Source organism: Nocardia sp. NPDC006044, from assembly GCF_042871115.1.
GTDB lineage: Bacteria > Actinomycetota > Actinomycetes > Mycobacteriales > Mycobacteriaceae > Nocardia.
This window is the reverse complement of sequence record NZ_JBIAID010000003.1, coordinates 1198021-1217308: the sequence shown is the minus strand read 5'-3', so window position 1 is coordinate 1217308 and position 19288 is coordinate 1198021. Positions and strand designations below refer to the sequence as shown.

The window sequence follows — 19288 nt, the reverse complement described above, 5'->3', positions numbered from 1 at the left end:
TTCGCCAATACTGCTTATCTGCAACAACTTTCGTTCACGCCAGTGCGCCGTCCGTGTACTGATGACCACGCGCCCGGATTGTGCCGAGGCGAGAAGATGAGGGATCCCCATGGGCAGAACAACACTCGTGACCCTGGCCGCGTGCACGATCGCCGCTTTGATCGGTTCGGCGAACACGGCGCATGCCGACCCGGAAACGGCTGACATTCATTACACCGCAGGTGTGGTCGGCACGTCGGTGGTGCTGAGCACCGACTCGGGCACGCTGACCGCGGCCGATGGGCAATTCCGGCTCAGCGATCGCACCGGACGCCTCCTCGTTTCGATGCCGCTCAGCTATCAGCGCGACGCCAAGGTGTGGCCGATCACAGCGAAGATCGACGGCAACACCGCCACCCTGACCCCGGGCACCGATCCGGCCGCCGCCCGGCCCGCGCCGCCCGAGCTGCGCGATATCGCCATCGACCCACAGTCCACCGACTTCAACACGGCCGTGATGAATTTCGCCACGGTGACCGGTCTCGGGGTCGCGCTCGGCACGCTGATCGGCACGGCGATCGGCGCCGGTATCGGCTGTGTCGCGGGCGGAGCCCTGGTCGGCGCGGCGGCGGCCGTCCCGACGATCGGCGTGCTGGCGGTTCCCGGATTTCTCGGCGGCTGCCTGGTCACCGGCGCCGCCGCGGCCCCGATCGGCGCGATCATCGGCACCATCGCGCTCGGCGTCCCCGCCGCGGTCATCGGTGGACTGTTGTTCGCGGGCTCGCTGGGCAAACAGGCGACGAGCTGACTGGACTGCTGCCCGACCATGCCGAAGGTCCACACGAACTCGCGGCGGGCCGGGACCGCGAGGGCCAACTCGTCCACGCTGTACAGAGCTGACCGGCCATGCTTCACTAGGGAGACAGGTCTGTCCCGCGTGGTGGCAGGCCGAGGAGTCGGCATATGTCTCTCAACGACGACGACCGGTTCGCTGCCCTACCTCTGAACCCGTCGGTCCTAGAAGTCCCTGACGTTCTTCGGATTTCGGTGTGTTGCCCGAGCCACGACATCGCCGTGATGCTGGTCCACGGCGAGATCGATCTGCGGACCGCGCCGGGCTTCCGTGACCAACTGTGCCGATTGTTCGGCGCCGGACCCGTCATGGTCGTGCTCGACCTGTCCCCGGTCACCTTCCTGGCCGCCGCCGGGCTGCGGGTGCTGGTGGAGGCGCAGACGCAGGCCGAAAAGACCAGGCGCCGAATGGTATTGATCACCGCGGTGCGCTGTGTCGACCGCGCGCTGGAGGTGACCGGCCTGGCGCCCAGCTTCCACAGGGTGCGGTCGCTGGACGCCGCGCTGGCCGGCTACGCCGTCGGATACGAAGAGACGGCGTAGCTTTCGGCTCAGTTCAGCTTCTTCTCCACCCGGTGCCGAGCGGTGTCGGCGAACTTGCCGCCGCGCTTGCGGGCGGTGTCGGCGAGTTCCGGGCCGCGCTCGCGCGCGGTATCCGCCAGTTCGGCGCTGCGCTCCTTGGCGACCTCGGCGAACTCCGCGCCGCGCTCCTTGGCGAGCTCGGCCCATTCGGCGCCGCGGTGCTTGGCCACGTCGGCCAGTTCCGCGCCGCGCTCCCTGGCCAGTTCGGCCAGCTCAGCGCCGCGCTCCTTGGCGAACTCGGCCCACTTCGGTCCCCGTTCGCGCGCCAGTTCGGCCCATTCGGCGCCGCGGTGCTTGGCGACCTCGGCCAGTTCCGCGCCGCGCTCCTTGGCGGTCTCCGCCAGCGGCGCGGCATGCTCCTTCGCGGCAGCGGCCAGCGGCGCGGCGTGTTCCTTTGCGGCCGAAGCCCATTCGGGGCCGTGGTGCTGCACCGTCTCGGCGATCTCAGCGCCCTTGCTCGCCGCGGCGCTGCCGAGACTGCCTGCCGCCGAGGCGACTTCGTGCGCGCGACGCTTCAGCACCGCGCTGGTCGCGCCGTCCGACGAGCCGGTGAACGGCAGGGCGGCGGTGACCGTCGCCGCGGCGTCCCGAGCCGCCCGCTTGCCGCGCCAGCCGAGCGAGGGCTTGCCCTCGGTATCGGCTGCGGCGATCATCAGCCCGCCGAGCAGGCCGAGATCCTTGAGGAACGCGTTGCGCTTGATCGCCTTCTGCGCCGGGTCCGGTTCGTTCCAGAAGTCCTGCTCGGTGACGGTGGCCGGGACGACGGTCGCGGCCAAGACCAGCGCGGCCAGGCGCGGCGCCTTCCCGAGGGCGAGTAGCACACCGCCAGCTACCTGGGCACCCGCATTGATCCGGACCACGGTGCCCGGATCGCTCGGCAACTTCGCGGCGTATTGCTCCGGAAGCTGACGCTGGCCTCGCTGCACCAGCTCGGTCGCCGCCTTCACGCGTGACTCCGGGCGCCGCAGCGTATCGACACCCTCCACAACGAAGACAGTGGCCAACAGCGGGCGGGCAAGTCGGCGTAACAACATGACGGATCCCTTTCCTCGACGGCTCTATTCGACCGGGTTCCCGGAAGGTGTCGCATCAAACCCGGTGGGCGGGGAGTAACGGGCGTATCGGACACAGAATCTACACCCGGTAACGGCAAATATTGGGCGAACGATCACCAGGTGGTGGATCCGAGCCGATCCGCCGGTCCTCGACCGAGATGCCCCGCCGGAAGGTACCGCCGATGAACTCCACCACGGCCGCAACGACTTTCGAATCGATCGTCGCCCCGCTCCCGGCCGCGCCGGGCTGCACCTTCCGCTTCGATACCGTGCCCTGCCGGCATCGCGCCGAATGGTTCATCCGCAAGCGGCCGTGCTGCCACGCCGAGGGGGTCGACTTCATGTGCGATACGTGTCACACCCGGATCCACTGGTTGCTGACCCTCGGCGTCGAATTCGAGTGCGCCGGTTGCGGTGTGCGGTCGGACAGCTTCAGCGAGCTCTACCCGACCGCGGCGCCGCTGTGAGCCGAACGGTCAGGAACCGCCGACGGCCTTCGGGACGGTGGTCCGCCCCGTCGTCGCCAGGAACTCGGTGATGATCGAGGTGACCCGGTCCGGATCCTCCACCATGGGCAGGTGGCCGCAGTCGGGCAGCTCGACCGCGGTCCGGGCGTGCAGGCTCCGCGTGAGCCGGGCGCCCGCGCGGGCCGAGAGAATGCGGTTCTGCTTGCCCCAGATCGTGCAGATCGGCGGAAATTCCGCCGGCGGGTCGAAGCGGTCCAGCGCGGCGTAGGCGGGGAAGTCCTGGACCAGCTCGTGCAGGGCGTGCAGGCGGCCGCGGTCGGACCAGTGCGCGCGCAGGCGCGGGGAGTTCCACAAGCCCAGGCGCTTGCCGCGGGAGCCGAGCTGATTGCCGATGATCAGCGAGACGGCGCGGCCGGGCAGCGCGAGCCTGCGGGCCAGCGGCGCGAGCGGCAGCCGGGCATCCGCCCAGGCCATCGCCGCCGACTGCCCGGAGCTGACGGTGTCCCAGGTCAGCGGGTTGATCAGGACGAGCGCCCGCACCCGGTCCGGCTGCCCCATCGTGTAGCTCAGCGAGGTGGCGCTGCCGAGGCAGTTGCCGACCAGGACCACGTCGCGGAGCCGGTAAGCGTCGAGAAAGGCGCCGAGCATGCGCACGTAGTCGGCGAGGCGATAGCCGTCCGCGGGCTGCTCGGAGTCGCCGTAACCGGGCAGGTCGAGGGCGAACACCTCGTGCTCGCGGCGCAGCGTCGCCACCTGGTCGTCCCAGATGCGGCGCTGGGTGCCCGCGTTGTGCAGCAGAACCACCGGCGCGCCGCTACCGGAGCGATCGAAGGCCACGGCCCTGCCCTGATGCTCGAAAATGTCCACAGTGACTCCTCGCGAGCGGCCGGGCGAGCAGGTCGCCCGATCCACGGCAATTTTACGGTGTTGTCGAGCAGTGAGCTGGGACTTCGGCGGTTCCCGCGCCGGAGTGGCTACACCTCGATGCCGGTGCGTACGACCTTGCCGGTCGCGTTGCGGGTCAGCGCGGTGGTGGTGAGCCGCCAGCGGGCAGGCACCTTGTAGTAGGCCATCCGTTCCGCGGCGAACGCGCGCAACTCCGCTTCGGTTGTCGCCGAGAGGTTTTCGACCACCACCAGTGCGGCGACCTGCTGCCCGAGGTCGGCGTCCGGCACGCCGACGACCGCACATTCGCGGACCGCCGGGTGTTCCTCCAGGCACTGTTCGACCTCGGTGGGGTAGACGTTCTCGCCGCCGCGCAGGATGAGATCCGAACGGCGACCGGACAATCGGAGCCTGCCCTCGGTGAGCACGCCGATATCGCCGGTGCGCAGCCAGCGGTCCGCGGTGATCGCGGCGGCGGTCGCCGCCTCATCGTCCCAGTACCCGAGCATCACGTACTGACTGCGCACGCAGATCTCGCCCTCGGTCCCGTCGGGTACCGGATTGCCCGTGCGGTCGCGCACCTGCACCGCGACCCCGATGACCGGACGTCCCACGGTATCCGGGGACGCGGCGAGTTCGGCGGGACTGGCCAGGGTGGCCGCGGTGCTGCACTCGGTGAGGCCGTAGCTGGTCACCAATGCGGTCTTGGCCACCGGAAGGTGTTCGCGCAGCTGGTGTTGCAGCGCGGCCGAGGACGGCGCGGAGTTGAGCGAGAACGAGGCCAGCGACGACAGGTCGTAGCCGGACAGATCCCGTTCGAGCAGCCGGGTGGCCATGGTCGGCATCGCGCCCCAGTTGGTGATGCGTTCGCGTTCGATCAGCCGCAGCACCCGGTCCGCGTCGAACGAACCCTGATACAGCACCGAGGTGTCGCCGGTCACCAGCCGCGGCACCACCAGATTGTGCAGGCTGGCGATGTGGAACAGCGGAGAGGTGAGCAGGAACCTGCGACCGCTCGGCGGCTCGTCCGCGCCGCTGAACTCGGCGGCCAGCGCGTCGTTGAACCGGTGATATCCGATCACCGCCAGCACGTTTCGGTGCGAGTGCACCGCGCCCTTGGGCCGTCCGCTGGTGCCGCTGGTGTACAGGACGACCGACGGATCGTCCTCGTCCACCTCGGCGAGCGGCGTTGTGCGGCCGTCGTATTCGGCGATCAGCGCGGGCAGGTCGTGCTCCATGGTGAGCACGGGCACGCGAATATCCAGCTCCGCCAGCAGCGCCGCGCGTTTCGCGTCGACGATCAGCACGGCGGGAGCGGTGTGCCCGACGCCGTAGGCGATTTCGCGCGGTGTCCACCATGCGTTGTAGCCCACCGCGATCGCGCCGAGGCACTGCGCCGCCCAGAACGCCACGACCCATTCGGGGGTGTTCGCGGCCAGAATGCCGATCCGGTCACCCTTGTCGATGCCGTATCGCTCACGCAGTGCCGTGGACAGCGCGCCGACCGCGGTCGCATGCTCGGCGAACGAGAGCCGGCTGTCCTCGGTGACGAGGTAGTCGCGCTCGCCCCAGCTCGCCGACGCGGCCACCAGCTCGCCGAGCGACTTGCCGCGGTGACGCAACACCGGCACCGGTGCGCCGAGCACGTCCTCGACCACCATCTCGAACCGCCCACCGGGACCGGTCAGCCGGGCGGCCGCCGCCGCGGCGAACGCCTGCGCGTCGAAAGGCTTCGTCATCCAGCGCACTTCCTTTTCTACGGAACCAATACCGCGCGGCCGGTCACCAGGCCACGCTCCAAACGGTCGAGCGCGTCGCGGCCTGCCGCCAGGTCGTAGCGCTCGACCGCTACCGTGAGCTTGCCCGAGCGGGCCAGCGCGACGGACTCGATCAGGTCGGATTTGGTGCCGCCGTACGACTTTCGCACGGAGGCGCCCCACGGCCAGCCGGGTCCGCCGGCCGGGACGGCGGTGATCTCCGGTGCGCCGCCGCCGAGGCCGATCATCCGGTAGGCGCCGTTGGGCGCCACCGATTCCACCGCGAGGGTGGCGGTCTGGTCGACCCCGACGAAGTCGAACACCGCGTCGGCGCCGCGGCCGCCGGTGCGGTCGAGGATCTCGCGCGCGGTGTCCGGGCCGGCCAGCAGGCCCTCGGCCGCGCCGCAGCGGGCGGCCAGTGCGAGCTTGTCCGCGCCGAGGTCGACGGCGATCACCCGGGTCGCGCTGGTCGCCGCGAGGATCTGCACCGCGACATGGCCGAGACCGCCGATGCCGATCACCACCGCGACCGAGTCAGGTCGCAGATGCTCGCGGGCGCCGCGAATCGCGTGATAACTCGACAGCGCCGCGTCGGCCAGCGGGGCCGCCTGCGCGAAATCGAGGTCGCCGATCGGCACGAAAGAGCTTGCCGGGATGCGGATGCACTCGGCCATGCCGCCGTCCGGGCCGAGCCCGGGGCACGGCGGCATGGCGGTGCGGCCCGCGGCCAGGCAGACATTCTCGTTGCCGCGCACGCATTCTCGGCAGACACCGCACGACCAGCACAGGTAGACGATGCCGCGTTCGCCGGTCACCCGGCCGTCGACCGCGGTGCCGACGGCCTCGATGGTGCCCGCGACCTCGTGCCCGAGGGTGAGTGGCTCGTCGCGCATGCGGAACGGGATATGCAGCACGTGCAGGTCGGAATGGCAGATCCCGGCCGCGCCGACGCGCAGCAGCAGGTCGGTCGGGCCGATCTCGGGGATCGGGACCTCGCGCAGTTCCAGCACGCCCGGCTCGGTGAGTTGCAGCGCTCGCATCAGGAGTTGACTCCCACCGCGGTGTAGACCGCACGCAGGTAGGCGTCGGCGCGGGGCGAGCCGATCAGTCCCGGCGCCATTTTGTTCATGGTGTAGGCGAAGGTGATTCGGCGATCCAGGTCGTTGACCACGATGGCGCCGCCCAGTCCCGCCCACCAGCAGACCTTGCCGTCGGGAACCTCCGGGGCGGTCTGCGGCTGGGGGAGCCCGTAACCGATGCCGAAGCGTAGCGGCAGCAGCAAGGCCAGATCGGCGCCGTCCGACTGCTGTTCGAAGATCGCGTCGATCGTCTTCTCCGACAACACTCTTCGCCCGCCCAGCACGCCGCCATTGGAGACCAGGGACTGGATCCGCGCCACCGAGCGAGCGTTTCCGTGGCCGTTCACCGCGCCGATCTCGGCCTGCCGCCACGCGGCGCTGTTGGCCTCGTGCAGATCGAGCAGGGGACTGGTGAGCGTCTTGATCAGAATGCTCTCCTGATCGAGTGCGGCCAGGTCGAACGTCAACTGCGGCGGCGGGACCAACGCCGCGATCCGGTGATGGTGTTCGGGCCCGGTGCCGATGTGGAAGTCCGCGTCGAGCGGACCGGCGAGTTCCTCGGCGAAGAACCGCCCGAGGCCGCGGCCGGTGATCCGGCGGATCACCTCGCCGACCAGGTGCCCGTAGTTCAGCGCGTGATAACCCGACGCCGTGCCCGGCGCCCACCACGGCGGCTGCGCCGCGAGCCGGGCGGCCGCCGCCTCGGTGTCGTAGATGTCGGCCAGCTCGATCGGCCGCTCCCAGCCGGAGACGCCGGAGGTGTGCCCGAGCAGATGCCGGATCTCGATGTCGCCCTTGCCATTCGCCGCGAACTCCGGCCAGTAGTGGGCGACCCGCTGCCGCAGGTCCAGCTCGCCGCGATCGACCAGCAGCAGGGCGCACAGCGCGGTCATCGTCTTGCTGATCGAGAACACGTTGACCAGGGTGTCCGCGGTCCACGGCACGGTGCGGCCGAGATCGCGGTGCCCGCCCCAGAGGTCGACGACGGGCTCGCCGTCGACGGTTACGCAGATCGCCGCGCCGAGTTCCTCGCCTGCCGCGAGCTGGTTCGCCAATTCCGCACGGACACCGGCGAATTGATCGGTGCACAAGCCCGAGGTGGTCAGCACGCGCGCTCGAGGTTTCCGGCCGGCACCGGCAGCGCGTAACCCGTCGCCGCGGCTCGCTTTGCGCCCCTGGCCATTTCCCGGTTCAGATCGCGCACGTACGGCTCGAACTCGATCTGGATCGTGTGCCGCGGCGAGTCGTAGTAGCGCCCGCTCCGGCGTGCCTCTGCGGTTCGGATCGCCTCGTGCATCTCCGATTCGGACGGCGGCAGGTACTTACCGGTGAGGTAGGCGGCGACCAATTTGCTCTGCTGCTCGGCGAAATTCACCAGCGTCGGCAGCGGCTGCGCCAGGCCCATGAAGAACAGGTTGTGCACGCCCGGCTTCATCATCTGCTTGAACAGCGGGAAGCGGTTCTGCTCATCCGGCACCAGGTTCGGATCGGTGAAGAACGGGAAGCTGATGTGATAGCCGGTGGCGCAGACGATCACGTCCACCTCCTCGGTGCTGCCGTCGGCGAAGCGCACGCGCGGCCCCTCCAGCGCCGTGATGGCCGGCTTGAACGCGATGTCACCACAGCCCGCGCGATGCAGGAATTCCTCGCTGGCCGACGGATGCGCCTCGAACGGCAGGTGATCGGGCTTGGGCAGCCCGTAGAACTCCATCTCGCCGCGGAACTTGCGCACGAAGCGCTGCTTGAGCTTCATGCTCACCTTGCGCGGAATCCACGGCGGCACACTCTGTTTGTCCCCGACCTTGCCGTTCACGTATTTCGGCAACACCCACACACCGCGCCGCGCGGAAACGGTGAGCTTCTCCGCGACGAAGCGCTGCGACAGTTCCGAGGCGATGTCCAGCCCGGAATTGCCCATGCCGACCACCACGACCTTTTTTCCGCGCATGTCCACCGGATCGAACGGATCGTTGTAGGCGTGGCTGTGGATCAGCACGCCGTCGAATTCGCCGGGATAGTCGGGGACGTTCGGATCCCAGTGGTGACCGTTGCAGACGATCAATACGTCGTAGTCGCGGGTGCGGCCGTCGCTCGCGGTGACCAGCCAGCGACCGTCGGTCTGCCGTTCGGCGGCGGTGACTTTCGTGCCGAACCGGATCTTGTCCCGGAAACCGAAATGGTCGACGTAATCCTTGAAGTACTGGAACAGCTGGGAATGGTGCGGAAAATCCGGCCAATCTTCCGGCACCGGATAGTCCTCGAAGGCCAGCCGGAACTTGCTGGTATCGATGTGCAGCGACTGGTAGCAGGCCGACATCCCGTTGGGATTCTTGAAATACCAGTTACCGCCGACCTCGTCGGACGCCTCGAACAGGTCGAACGGAATATCGAAGTCCTGCAGCCGTTTCGCGGTGGTGATCCCGGAGGGGCCCGCGCCGATGAGGCAGACCCTGGGCAGAGTGGGTTGAGTCAATTCACTTGTCCTCGTGCTGGGAGGGCGGTCACCTGCCTGCGGCGGCGCGCCCGGCGCCGAAACCGTCCGTAGCCGTGCGGCTTCCGGAGTGACGTAGGCAACAAGGTAGCACTGGCTAGACGGTGTGTCTAGTGAATGACGTATTGTCTAGTGAAGGCGGCGCGGATCGTCGGCCGTAGTACACTTGCTCACCGAAAGTCGCACGTCAGCAGAACTTTCGACGGACACGAGGTAACCGGTGCGGACGAACCCGAATCCGGCGGGCGGCAGCCTGCGGGACGAGCAGAAGCAGCAGACCAGGACCCGGCTGATGGCCGGCGCCAAGGAGCTGTTCAGCACCCGCGGCTACGCGGCGGTGCGGGTCGACGACATCGCGGCGGCGGTCGGCTGCAGCCGGGCCACCTTCTATCTGCACTTCACCGGCAAGCTCGAGCTGCTGCGCGCGATCGCCGAGCAGAGCACCGCGCCCAGCGCGCTGCATTTCTACGAGGATCTGGATCGGGTGCTGGACACCGGCTCCCGGGACGAGCTGGTCGCCTGGATGGGCCGGGCCATCGAGTGGTTCCACGAATACCGCGAACTGCTGCCCGCCTGGGACGAGGCGACCGCGCTGGAGCCGGAGTTCCGCGAGATCGCCCGCAACGGAATCCTCGCGCTGCCCAACGCGATGACGTCCTATCTGGCTCGCTGGCCCGCCGAGCGCGCCGACGAGGCGCGGCTGCGGGTAGAACTGCTGGTCGCCCAACTCGAGCGGTTTTTCACCCGCTGGGCGGTCCAGGGCACCATCAATGTGTCTGCCGAGCGAGCCGCCGAGGTGCTCGCCGATATTTGGTTCCCCGCGCTGCAGGCGCCCGCCGAACCGGGTTGATCGGCGCCGCGATTCGCGGGTCCACCGGGCGTAGCTCGATATTCGCTGGCCGCGCGGGAATCGTGTTCTGGGACTCGATTTCGTAGCGGCCTGCAAATCTGTCGGTGCGGTGCGGCATCATCTGTGCACGCAGCCATCCACGAATATTGCTCGGAGTCACCATGCCGTCGCCTAAAACCAAGCCCAAGCCATTGTCGGACAGCGAGATTCAGCGGATCGCCACGGATATCGCCGGTGGCCGCCCGCCCATGGTGTGGTTCACCGCCGCCGCGGTGGGCGTGCCGGAAGGACGGTCGGGGAAGGTGATCTCCCTCGGTGATCCGGCCGACGGAGACTTCCTGCAGGTCCGGCCCACCGGATCGAAGGATGTACTGTCCTTTTCTCCGACAGAAGTGACGTTGACCAAGCCGCCCCGCGGGGCGGCGACCGTTTCCACTGCCCAGCCGAAGTCGACAACCAGGAAGGAATCACCCGTGACCCAGCCGTCGACCTTGACGAGCGCTGCGACACCGACCACCCCCAGTTCTGTCCCGCCGCCACCGGTCGTCCCGAAACCCGTTGCGAGCGCCCCGGAATCGGACGAACACGACGGCGGCGCGAGCAAGCCCGCGGCCAAACCGGCGGCGACGCCGGCCAAGGCGGCCAAGGCGCCGGCTCGGCCGAAGGCGAAGACCCCCGAGGTCACCGTCACGCTGACCGGCACCGCCGACGGCGAATGGTCCGTCGACGTGGTCAGCGGAAAGAAGCGCGCCGTGCGCGGGCTCGCGGTGCCGAGTTCCGCGGTGGCGCAGGCCGCCAAGATTCTGCACCCCGAGGTGGCCGATGTGGTGGCGGGCATCCTCGACGCGGCCAGGGAAGCCCAGGAGGCCAAGGTGCAGGCCCTGCAGGCCGAGCTGGAGGCCGCGCGGCGGCTGCTCGACGAGCTGGTCGACTAGGTCAGACCGCGGTGCTGGTGGATCTGGGGCTCGCGCGCCAGATCCGCCGGCCCGACTCGTTCGCGCCGTGCCGCGCCGGGTCGTTCGTCATGTGCCGCACGGAATCGGGCGCGTGCCGCGCGTCGTCGTGGAACGCGTAGCCGAGCGAGTATTCCTTCGCGTGGTACATCGCCGAGTCCGCGTCGCGGATGAGGTCGTAGACGGTCGACTCGGTGCTGCGCGGTGCCCCACAGGCGATCCCGATGCTCGCGGTGATCGGAATCTCGCCCGCGCTCAGTTCGAACGGCCGGACGAACGCGCCCAGCAGCCGCTCCGCCAGCGTCGCGGCCGCTTGACGGTCGAGCGGGGACAGCACCACGAATTCGTCACCGCCGTACCGGGCAACCACGTCATCCCGCAGCACCACCCGCCGAATCCGCGAGGCGGCATTGGCGATCAACTCGTCCCCGACCGCATGCCCATAGCTGTCGTTGACCATCTTGAACCCGTCGAGGTCGATGAACAGCAAACACAACGGCTGCTCCGCCCACCGCTCACTGTTCAGATTCAGCGCCCGCAACAAAGCCGACCGATTCAACAACCCTGTCAGCATGTCATGATCGGCCTGATACTGCGCCCGCCGCTCACTACGCGAACTCCGCACAATAGCCCGCTCACTGCGCACCAGCACCCCGATGAGCAGGAGGGCGAACAGGGACGAGACCACGATCCGGTTCAAGGTGTCGAGCGAGGAGCCGACCACCGGTACCAGTGACGCCACGATCAACAAGACGGCGATGAAGCTGGCCCGCTGCCGGGAGTGGTGTGGATGGATCCGCCGCGGCGAGCCCAGGCTCGTCATCGTGGGGTGCAGCGCCGCGACACCGGCGATCGCGTACGCCGCGAGTAATGGCGCGACCTGTATCTCGCGCATGATGGTCGCGGTGCCCGCGGCGGTCAGGTTGTCCGCGAGATCGCCCAGCAATGCCGCGATGAGCCCGAGATGTACCAGCTCCAGCGAGGTTTCCGAGCGGGTCGAGGTGGCCACCGAATGCGCGACCAGCGTCAGCAACAGCGCGTCGAGCACCGGATAGGTGGCGGCCATCGTCATCTTCAGCGGGGTGTCATGGGACTGCAGGATCGGTGAGATGAGGAAGGTCCACGACGCGAGGAGCGCGCCGAGCCCGATCAGCCCCGAGTCGAGCAGCAGGTCATAGTTGCCGCGCACCTGACGCGGACGCAACCAGATCAGGGCGGCGAGGCCGACGGTCAAGTACCCGAGCAACGTGAACACGTCGTTCAGGCCGTTGTCGGCGTCACGTAACACGGTCCCCGTCGCGGAGAGCACGGCCGAGGCCGACAGCAGATACCAGGGAAGCGGATGGGCGGGGCGGTATGCCCACAGGCCGAAGCCGATCATGGCCAGCGTGCCGGCCACGATGGCCGTCATGGTCAGATAGGACAGCAGCGCGGAATCGGCCGTCAAATGCAGTGCGATGATGACGCCGCTGACCCCCAGAATCACCGCGTACCACCGTGTTCGGAGCAGGTACCGCCGCTCCGACTGCCGCTCTGCGACTGTCATCAGCCCCCCTTGGTCGCTCCATCCCCGGTGAACCAAGCCCCGTAGAAGATGAGTGAATCCTCCACCGAGACCTCGAGGTTCGCTGTGCCGAGCATCGTCAACACGCGATCGGTGAACCAGGGCCGAGTGCTGTTGTACGAGCAGATGTCCCAACCGACCGCAGCCCGGTCGGCAACCAGAACCTGGACAACTGATTCGATCATGGCACGAAATGCGGGTCCTTGTCGCGCACTTGGCGCAACAAGGGTGATTCCGACGTAATAGATCGCATCGCGTGCGGCGTGCTCCGGGAACCGAGCGGTGAGATATTCCGGACTGATCCACGAGATTGTGTCGAGGTGCTTGGTCAGTGTGGTCAACCCGATCGGTTCCCCGGCATCGTTCCAAACCACGTGTTTGTCCACCCTGGGATCGACCATTTCCGCGCGAAATTCGTCGTGCTCCAGCACCTGCTTGACGAGCGTTTTGGTGCGTAGCGGACCGAACGTTGCCTCGTAAAGGCGGTGGAACATGGCTATCTGGTCATCCGGGATCTTGGTTTCGACGGTGAGGTGCAGGTTGTTCATTACGGCAAACTCCAGTGGATCGTGTCGTACGCGGCGAGCCCCGATGCGCAGGTCGGCGTGAGTATCGAAGCGGGGTTTCGATCGTGCGCGGGGCCGGGCCGACGATGTCCGGGTGGCGTGCGCACGGTAGCGGCGCTCACCTCATCGGATCGCCTGTACACCCGGGCCGGTGCCTGCCGGAGAGACGCGCGGCGGAAGGCGACCACGGGGTCCTGCCGGACCGCTGTGCGAGGCGGTGTGCATCATGGTGCTCTTCCAGAAGGCCCGACCTAATTTGCAGGCCGGTGTTACGACAAATTCGACTGTGCCTCACGAACGCGAATCGCGCACCTCCGCCAGCTGAAAGCAGTGTTCCCGTGGCGTGTCTCGTAACGTGTGGCAGGGCCAGTGGACATGACGGATCTGGAGGGCAAGTGCGGACGTGGGTTGCGCCGGGGCGGGTCAACATCATCGGTGAGCACACCGACTACAACGACGGGTTCGTCCTGCCGATCGCGCTGCCGCTGGTGATGGAGTGCCGGGCCGGGGTGCGGGCCGACGCCGAGGTGCGTGTGGTCTCGCGGCAGCGGCCGGACGAGCCGGTGCTGGTCGGGGTGACTGATCTTGCGGCCCAACGGGATCGGGTTCCGGTGTGGTCGCGGTATCCGCTCGGTGTGGTCGCCGAATTCGTGCGGCGCGGGCATGACATCGGTGGGGTCGAGCTCGAGTTGGATGGTGCGGTGCCGATCGGGGCGGGGCTTTCGTCCTCGGCGGCATTGTCCTGTGCGGTGGCGATCGCGCTGCGGGATCTGTTCGCGCCCAGCGTCACCGATCGGGAGTTGATCGAGTTCGCGCGGGCGGCGGAGAACGATTACGTCGGTGCGCCGACCGGTTTGCTGGATCAGTCGGCCTCGATCCTGTGCACGGCGGGGCACGCGCTGTTTCTCGATGTGCGCCGGTTTGCCGAAGGCGGCGTCGGAGCGGATGCGAATACTGTTGCGCACGAACAGATTCCATTCGATCTGGCTCGATTCGGGCTGGAACTGCTGGTGATCGATACCGGCCAGCCGCACGAGCATGTCGACGGCGGGTATGCCGAGCGGCGCACCCAATGTGAGGCTGCCGCCGCAGAACTCGGCGTGCCCGCGCTGCGCGATGTCGGCTCGGTGGACGCGCTCGATCGGATCTCCGACGACGTGTTGCGGCGCCGGGCTCGCCATGTGGTGACCGAGAACGCGCGAGTGGTGACTGTTGCTCAAAAATTGCGAGACGGTGCGGATCCGCGCGCGATCGGGCCGATCCTCACCGCGGGGCACGCCTCGCTGCGCGACGATTTCGAGGTGTCCACGCCCGCGCTGGATGCCGCCGTCGACGCGGCCCTCGCCGCCGGGGCGCACGGCGCGCGGATGGTCGGCGGCGGATTCGGCGGCAGCGTGATCGCGCTCATCGATCGCGCGCAGACCGATGCGGTGGTGGCGGCCGTGCGGAATCGGTTCGCCGACGCGGGCTTTGCCGAGCCACGCACCTTCGTCGTCGGCCCGGCGGCGGGCGCGCACCGCCGTGACTGAGCGACCGTCCAGGTTTTTGTCCCCGATTGTGGCCCGCGAGTGAGGCACAATCACGCAGAGTAGGTGTCGGCCGACACCCATTCGGCCGGCGACGAGTGAGTCGCGCGCCACGCAGTACCACCCGAAGACGCACGATCTCGCACCCCGGAAGATCTCGCTCGACGCCTGTTTCACGCCAGGAGGGACGCTGTGCCGCTTGCCGATTCACCCGTTCTGTCGCTGCTCGCCGCCGAACCGCGGTCGACGGCCTCGACCTATCTAGATGCCTCATCGACGCTGCGGCTGGACGCGGCGCCGGTCGACTTCGCCCTGGTCGCCCTGTACTTCGTGTTCGTACTGGGCATCGGCCTGCTGGCCAGACAGCGCGTCTCGTCCAGCATCGACTTCTTCCTGTCCGGACGGTCGCTGCCCGCCTGGGTGACCGGCCTCGCGTTCATCTCCGCGAACCTCGGCGCGGTCGAGATCATGGGCATGTCGGCCAACGGCGCCCAGTTCGGCTTCCCGACCTTCCACTACTTCTGGATCGGCGCGATCCCGGCCATGCTGTTCCTGGGCGTGGTGATGATGCCGTTCTACTACGGCTCCAAGGTGCGCAGCGTGCCCGAGTTCATGCGCAGGCGCTTCGGCACCGGCGCACACCTGGTGAACGCGCTGAGCTTCGCACTCGCCCAGGTGCTGATCGCCGGCGTCAACCTGTACCTGCTCGGCACCATCCTGAACGTGCTGCTCGGCTGGCCGCTGTGGGTGTCGGTGGTGGTCGCGGCGGTGATCGTGCTGTCCTACATCACCCTGGGCGGACTGTCGGCCGCGATCTACAACGAGGTGCTGCAGTTCTTCGTCATCGTGGCCGCGCTGCTGCCGCTCACCCTGGTCGGCCTGCACAAGGTCGGCGGCTGGGACGGGCTGCGGGACAAGGTGTCCGCGTCGCCGGGCGGCAGTGCGCAGCTGCAGTCGTGGCCCGGTAACGAGCTGAGCGGATTCAGCAACAACATCCTGTCGGTGATCGGCATCGTGTTCGGGCTCGGGTTCGTGCTCTCGTTCGGCTACTGGACCACCAACTTCGTCGAGGTGCAGCGCGCGCTGGCGACGCATTCCATCTCGGCGGCGCGCCGCACCCCGATCCTCGGCGCCTACCCGAAGATGTTCATCCCGCTGATCGTGATCATCCCCGGCATGATCAGCGCGGTGCTGGTGCCGCAGATGAGCGAGTACAAGGCGGCGAAGGTGGCGGATCCGGACTTCACCGGCGACACCACCTACAACCAGGCGCTGCTGTATCTGATGAAGGACGTGCTGCCCAACGGCCTGCTCGGCGTCGGCATCGCCGGCCTGCTCGCCGCGTTCATGGCGGGCATGGCGGCCAATATCTCGGCATTCAACACGGTGTTCAGCTACGACCTGTGGCAGCAGTACGTGCGCAAGGAACGCCCGGACGGGTACTACCTGACCGTCGGCCGGCTGGCCACGGTCGGCGCGACGGTGACGGCGATCTTCACCGCCTTCATCGCGTCGAGCTTCAGCAACATGATGGACTACCTGCAGACCTTGTTCAGCTTCTTCAACGCGCCGCTGTTCGCGACGTTCATCCTCGGCATGTTCTGGAAACGGATGACGCCGACCGCGGGCTGGATGGGTCTGGTCTTCGGAACCGGTTCCGCGGTGGTGATTTTCTTCCTGCATCAGACCGAGGTGTTCCACCTGTCCGGGCAGGGCTCGAGCTTCGTGGCCGCGGGCACCGCGTTCGTGGTCGACATCCTGGTCAGCGTGCTCGTCACCCAGGTGACCACGCCGAAACCCGTCGCCGAACTCGTCGGGCTGGTCTACTCGGAAACCCCGAAGGACGTGCGCACCGATCCGGATCAGGCCTCCCTGCCCTGGTATCAGCGCCCGGTGCTGCTCGCGGGCATCGCGCTGGTGCTGGTCATCGCCCTCAACATCATCGTCGGATAAGGAGCCGCAATGCTTTTCGACATTCGCACCATCGTCGGCGCCCTGCTCGGCTGCTACGGGGTGGTCCTGGTCATTACCGGACTGGTCAGCAATACCGCCGCTGATCAGGCCAAAACCGGCAACGTCAACATCAATCTCTGGGCCGGAGCGGGGATGTGCGTGGTCTCCCTGCTCTTCATCGCCTGGGTCGTTCTGCGCCCGATCGCGCTGCCGGAGCAGACGCCGGCCGCGGAGATCGAGGAAGATCCGTCGACCGAGCACTAGCGTCGTCCTGCACAGCCCCCGCCTGGAGTACCAGGCGGGGGCTTTTCGCTGTCGGGTGATGCGCGGCACAAGTTTCTGACCAGCGGGTATGCCTGGACGAAATCCATTTGTCCGCCGCCTACGCGCCCCGTACCGTCAATACGGTTTGTTCAGCTAACAATCAGGAATGGAGTGCACCGCAATGAAACCAGTGACTGAGCGCGACATCAGGTCGTCGTTCATCAACTGTTCCAAGACCGAGGCGAAAAAGCTGCCGGTGCCGAAGAATCTCGACGACCAGCCCTGGGACGATCTCGACTTTCTCGGCTGGAGCGACCCGTCGCTGCCCGGCCGGGCCTACCTGGTCGTCCCGAACGACAACGATGAACTCATCGGTGTCGCACTGCGCTACGAGACCGGCGGCACGGGTCGAGCCCAGATGTGCTCGATCTGCCTGACCACGCACACCGGTTCCGGCGTATCCCTGCTGACGGCGGCCAAAGCCGGCCCGTCCGGACGCAAGGGCAACACGGTCGGCACCTACATGTGCACCGATCTCGCCTGTTCGCTGTACGCGCGCGGCAAGAAGACACCGGCACTGGGCAATCGGTATCGGGAGAATCTGAATCCGGAGCAGAAGGTCGAGCGGATGCTCGCCAATATGCAGGCGTTCGTCGCCAGGCTCTACAGCTGATCACCCGCTGACCACGTCAGCATCATTCGAAATGGAGGTAGATGCCATGCGCCGACACTTGACACTCCGCTCGCCGAACCCGCACCCCGAGTTCCGCGACAGCGCAAGCACACTCGGGGTGCGCGAGGTTCCGCTCCGGTCGAGACGGCCTGGTTGCCCGCACAGCGCGCCAGTGACCAGACCGCCTCATCCGGAGCGGAACCGCCCGCCGATTTACGCGGTGCGCAGCCTCGCCCTGAGACCCACCAGCACGTCGATGGCGAGGAAGGCGAGCAGGCTCAACCCGACCAGCGGGACGAACCAGCCGACCACCAAGGCCGCGCCCAGCACCGGCACCACCAGCCACGGCGAGATCCGGCGCAGCGCACCCCGCTTCGGCGCCCGGCCCAGTGCGGGGCGTCCGGTCCGGCGGGTCGGCCGCCTGCGCCACCACATCAGGTAGCCGCGCACCAGCACGGTGATCAGCCCGATCATGACGGCGAGCAGCAGCAGCTGGTTGAGCAGACCGAACAGCAAGCCCATGTGGAATTGGATTCCCCAGTTGGTCAGTTTGGCCATCAGCGGCCAGTCGGCGTAGGCCAGCCGGTCGGTGATCGCGCCGGTGGTGCCGTCGACCGCGACCGCGTCGACCGTGTAGGTGCCGGGCATCCGGCGCTCCTTCACCGTGACCGCCTTGTTCAGTTCGGCCGGAATGGTGATCTCGGCGGCCTGGTCCACCCCGTTGGCGCGGGCGGCCGCGTATACCCGGTCGAGCTGGGCGATTCGGATGCTCGGGTCCGCCGATGTGGCAGGTGTCATGACGTGACCGTCGTGTTCGCCGCCCGAAACATGTTCGGGTGCGCCGATTCCCGGCAGCGCCGTGGTGACCGACGGTGTGGTCCAGCTCAATTGCTGTCGCAGCTCGGTGATATTCGCGCCCGCGTAGGTCGACCAGGTCATGCCGGTCGCGGACAGCAGCAGGATGATCGGCAGCACCCATATGCCGACCGAGCCGTGCCAGTTCACCGTGCGGCCGCGGCCGTTCTGCGCGCGGTCCGGTGCGAACAGCCAGCGTGCGGAGTTGCGGTTGCGCCGGGAGCGCACGCGGCGGATCCAGACGATCAGGCCGGCCAGCGCGATGACCCACAGCCAGGAGGCGGCCAGCTCGCTGTAGAGACGGCCGGGTTCGCCCAGGTGCAGGTCGCGATGCAGGCGGTCGATCCAGGTGCGCAAGGGGAGGGCGCCGGAACTGCCGTAGACCACGGAGTCGCCGACCGGCTGGGCGGTGTACGGGTTGACGAAGACGGCGCGGCGTTCGGATTCGCCCAGCGACGGATCGTTGAACAGAACACGGGTGGTGTCCTCGGCGCCCGCGGCGGGCGCGACGGCGGCCAGCGCGAGCTTCGGCTGGGTGGCGACGGCGGCGCTGACCTGCTCGGACAGGGGTTTCGGCGCATCGCCGGCCGGGACGCTGAGCAGGTCGCGCGACACGATCGATTCGAGGGTGGGCGAGATGGCGTAGAGGGCGCCGGTGACGGCGGCGATGAGAATGAACGGGGCGACGAAGATGCCCGCGTAGAAATGCAGGCGCATGGCCAACGCGTACAAACCATTTCGCGCTGTCGGTTTGGTGCGCGCCGGGGTCGGCGCCGGTTCCGGCGCCGGCGGGGGTGATTCGGCGTCGGGGGTGATGATTTCTGTTGTGCTCACGGTCATTTCGTTTCTACGGCTCGGGAAGAGTGTTGTTCCCGAATAAGTGGTCGGGATATGTGCTCGGGCGCGGCGCGCGTCGGCGGCATCGATGGATCGACCA

The 19288-nt window shown here is 67.8% G+C and carries 18 protein-coding genes; 9 read left to right on the top strand and 9 right to left on the bottom strand.

Annotated features, from left to right (window positions below; translation table 11 throughout):
- Window positions 1–109: 109 nt before the first annotated feature.
- Both ACFYO1_RS30200 and ACFYO1_RS30195 read left to right on the top strand, forming a co-directional pair.
- A complete protein-coding gene (locus ACFYO1_RS30200) occupies window positions 110–787 on the top strand; it encodes a hypothetical protein (RefSeq protein WP_387238002.1) in 678 nt (225 codons plus the stop codon).
- Window positions 788–942: 155 nt separating this feature from the next.
- Window positions 943–1374: an STAS domain-containing protein gene (locus ACFYO1_RS30195; RefSeq protein WP_387237999.1), complete on the top strand. Its 432-nt coding sequence runs from the start codon at window positions 943–945 to the stop codon at window positions 1372–1374.
- An 8-nt stretch (window positions 1375–1382) separates the two neighbouring features.
- Here the strand turns inward: ACFYO1_RS30195 and ACFYO1_RS30190 are convergent, their stop codons facing one another.
- Window positions 1383–2447, bottom strand: coding sequence for a DoxX family protein (locus tag ACFYO1_RS30190; RefSeq protein WP_387237996.1), 1065 nt, complete (start codon window positions 2445–2447; stop codon window positions 1383–1385).
- A gap of 203 nt (window positions 2448–2650) precedes the next feature.
- Between ACFYO1_RS30190 and ACFYO1_RS30185 the strand changes: the two genes are divergently transcribed.
- Window positions 2651–2935, top strand: coding sequence for a hypothetical protein (locus ACFYO1_RS30185; protein ID WP_387237993.1), 285 nt, complete (start codon window positions 2651–2653; stop codon window positions 2933–2935).
- 9 nt (window positions 2936–2944) lie between these two features.
- Here the strand turns inward: ACFYO1_RS30185 and ACFYO1_RS30180 are convergent, their stop codons facing one another.
- From ACFYO1_RS30180 to ACFYO1_RS30160, 5 genes are all read right to left on the bottom strand, one after another.
- A complete protein-coding gene (locus ACFYO1_RS30180) occupies window positions 2945–3802 on the bottom strand; it encodes an alpha/beta fold hydrolase (RefSeq protein WP_387237990.1) in 858 nt (285 codons plus the stop codon).
- Window positions 3803–3909: 107 nt separating this feature from the next.
- The gene (locus tag ACFYO1_RS30175) at window positions 3910–5559 is read right to left on the bottom strand and encodes a class I adenylate-forming enzyme family protein (RefSeq protein WP_387237987.1); all 1650 of its coding nucleotides are present in this window, start codon (window positions 5557–5559) and stop codon (window positions 3910–3912) included.
- Window positions 5560–5576: 17 nt separating this feature from the next.
- Complete coding sequence (locus ACFYO1_RS30170; RefSeq protein WP_387237984.1) at window positions 5577–6617, bottom strand: NAD(P)-dependent alcohol dehydrogenase; 1041 nt, start codon at window positions 6615–6617, stop codon at window positions 5577–5579.
- A complete protein-coding gene (locus ACFYO1_RS30165) occupies window positions 6617–7765 on the bottom strand; it encodes a serine hydrolase domain-containing protein (RefSeq protein ID WP_387237981.1) in 1149 nt (382 codons plus the stop codon). The genes ACFYO1_RS30170 and ACFYO1_RS30165 overlap by 1 nt, the downstream gene beginning before the upstream one ends.
- On the bottom strand, window positions 7759–9129 hold the full coding sequence (locus tag ACFYO1_RS30160; RefSeq protein ID WP_387237978.1) for a flavin-containing monooxygenase: 1371 nt from the start codon (window positions 9127–9129) through the stop codon (window positions 7759–7761). The genes ACFYO1_RS30165 and ACFYO1_RS30160 overlap by 7 nt, the downstream gene beginning before the upstream one ends.
- A 238-nt stretch (window positions 9130–9367) precedes the next feature.
- On the opposite strand from ACFYO1_RS30160, the gene ACFYO1_RS30155 reads away from it, so the two are divergent.
- Window positions 9368–9997, top strand: coding sequence for a TetR/AcrR family transcriptional regulator (locus ACFYO1_RS30155; protein WP_387237975.1), 630 nt, complete (start codon window positions 9368–9370; stop codon window positions 9995–9997).
- Between the two features lie 161 nt (window positions 9998–10158).
- Window positions 10159–10932 carry a DUF6319 family protein gene (locus ACFYO1_RS30150; RefSeq protein WP_387237972.1) on the top strand — a complete coding sequence of 258 codons (774 nt, stop codon included), beginning with the start codon at window positions 10159–10161 and terminating at the stop codon, window positions 10930–10932.
- Between the two features lies 1 nt (window position 10933).
- On the opposite strand, the gene ACFYO1_RS30145 is transcribed toward ACFYO1_RS30150, so the two are convergent.
- Entirely contained in the window at window positions 10934–12496 is a 1563-nt protein-coding gene (locus ACFYO1_RS30145) for a diguanylate cyclase domain-containing protein (RefSeq protein WP_387237969.1), read from the bottom strand.
- Window positions 12496–13062, bottom strand: coding sequence for a hypothetical protein (locus tag ACFYO1_RS30140; RefSeq protein ID WP_387237965.1), 567 nt, complete (start codon window positions 13060–13062; stop codon window positions 12496–12498). The genes ACFYO1_RS30145 and ACFYO1_RS30140 overlap by 1 nt, the downstream gene beginning before the upstream one ends.
- A gap of 413 nt (window positions 13063–13475) precedes the next feature.
- Between ACFYO1_RS30140 and galK the strand changes: the two genes are divergently transcribed.
- From galK to ACFYO1_RS30120, 4 genes are all read left to right on the top strand, one after another.
- Complete coding sequence (gene galK, locus ACFYO1_RS30135; RefSeq protein ID WP_387237962.1) at window positions 13476–14609, top strand: galactokinase; 1134 nt, start codon at window positions 13476–13478, stop codon at window positions 14607–14609.
- A 219-nt stretch (window positions 14610–14828) separates the two neighbouring features.
- Window positions 14829–16559 (top strand): sodium:solute symporter family protein, encoded by a 1731-nt coding sequence (locus tag ACFYO1_RS30130; protein WP_387238678.1) that lies wholly within the window; start codon window positions 14829–14831, stop codon window positions 16557–16559.
- 9 nt (window positions 16560–16568) lie between these two features.
- Complete coding sequence (locus tag ACFYO1_RS30125; RefSeq protein ID WP_387237959.1) at window positions 16569–16823, top strand: hypothetical protein; 255 nt, start codon at window positions 16569–16571, stop codon at window positions 16821–16823.
- A gap of 181 nt (window positions 16824–17004) precedes the next feature.
- Complete coding sequence (locus ACFYO1_RS30120; protein ID WP_387237956.1) at window positions 17005–17496, top strand: FBP domain-containing protein; 492 nt, start codon at window positions 17005–17007, stop codon at window positions 17494–17496.
- A 213-nt stretch (window positions 17497–17709) separates the two neighbouring features.
- Here ACFYO1_RS30120 and ACFYO1_RS30115 read toward each other — a convergent pair whose 3' ends face one another.
- Window positions 17710–19191, bottom strand: a complete 1482-nt coding sequence (locus ACFYO1_RS30115) for a PepSY-associated TM helix domain-containing protein (protein ID WP_387237953.1) — start codon at window positions 19189–19191, stop codon at window positions 17710–17712.
- Window positions 19192–19288: the final 97 nt, after the last annotated feature.

Bases quoted from the DNA above. Each gene is read 5' to 3' on its own strand.
- ACFYO1_RS30195 (WP_387237999.1), top strand. From the start codon at position 943: ATGTCTCTCAACGACGACGACCGGTTCGCTGCCCTACCTCTGAACCCG.
- ACFYO1_RS30140 (WP_387237965.1), bottom strand. From the start codon at position 13,062: ATGAACAACCTGCACCTCACCGTCGAAACCAAGATCCCGGATGACCAG.
- ACFYO1_RS30125 (WP_387237959.1), top strand. From the start codon at position 16,569: ATGCTTTTCGACATTCGCACCATCGTCGGCGCCCTGCTCGGCTGCTAC.
- ACFYO1_RS30200 (WP_387238002.1), top strand. From the start codon at position 110: ATGGGCAGAACAACACTCGTGACCCTGGCCGCGTGCACGATCGCCGCT.
- ACFYO1_RS30145 (WP_387237969.1), bottom strand. From the start codon at position 12,496: ATGACAGTCGCAGAGCGGCAGTCGGAGCGGCGGTACCTGCTCCGAACA.
- ACFYO1_RS30150 (WP_387237972.1), top strand. From the start codon at position 10,159: ATGCCGTCGCCTAAAACCAAGCCCAAGCCATTGTCGGACAGCGAGATT.
- ACFYO1_RS30190 (WP_387237996.1), bottom strand. From the start codon at position 2,447: ATGTTGTTACGCCGACTTGCCCGCCCGCTGTTGGCCACTGTCTTCGTT.
- ACFYO1_RS30175 (WP_387237987.1), bottom strand. From the start codon at position 5,559: ATGACGAAGCCTTTCGACGCGCAGGCGTTCGCCGCGGCGGCGGCCGCC.
- ACFYO1_RS30120 (WP_387237956.1), top strand. From the start codon at position 17,005: ATGAAACCAGTGACTGAGCGCGACATCAGGTCGTCGTTCATCAACTGT.
- ACFYO1_RS30185 (WP_387237993.1), top strand. From the start codon at position 2,651: ATGAACTCCACCACGGCCGCAACGACTTTCGAATCGATCGTCGCCCCG.
- ACFYO1_RS30170 (WP_387237984.1), bottom strand. From the start codon at position 6,617: ATGCGAGCGCTGCAACTCACCGAGCCGGGCGTGCTGGAACTGCGCGAG.
- ACFYO1_RS30115 (WP_387237953.1), bottom strand. From the start codon at position 19,191: ATGACCGTGAGCACAACAGAAATCATCACCCCCGACGCCGAATCACCC.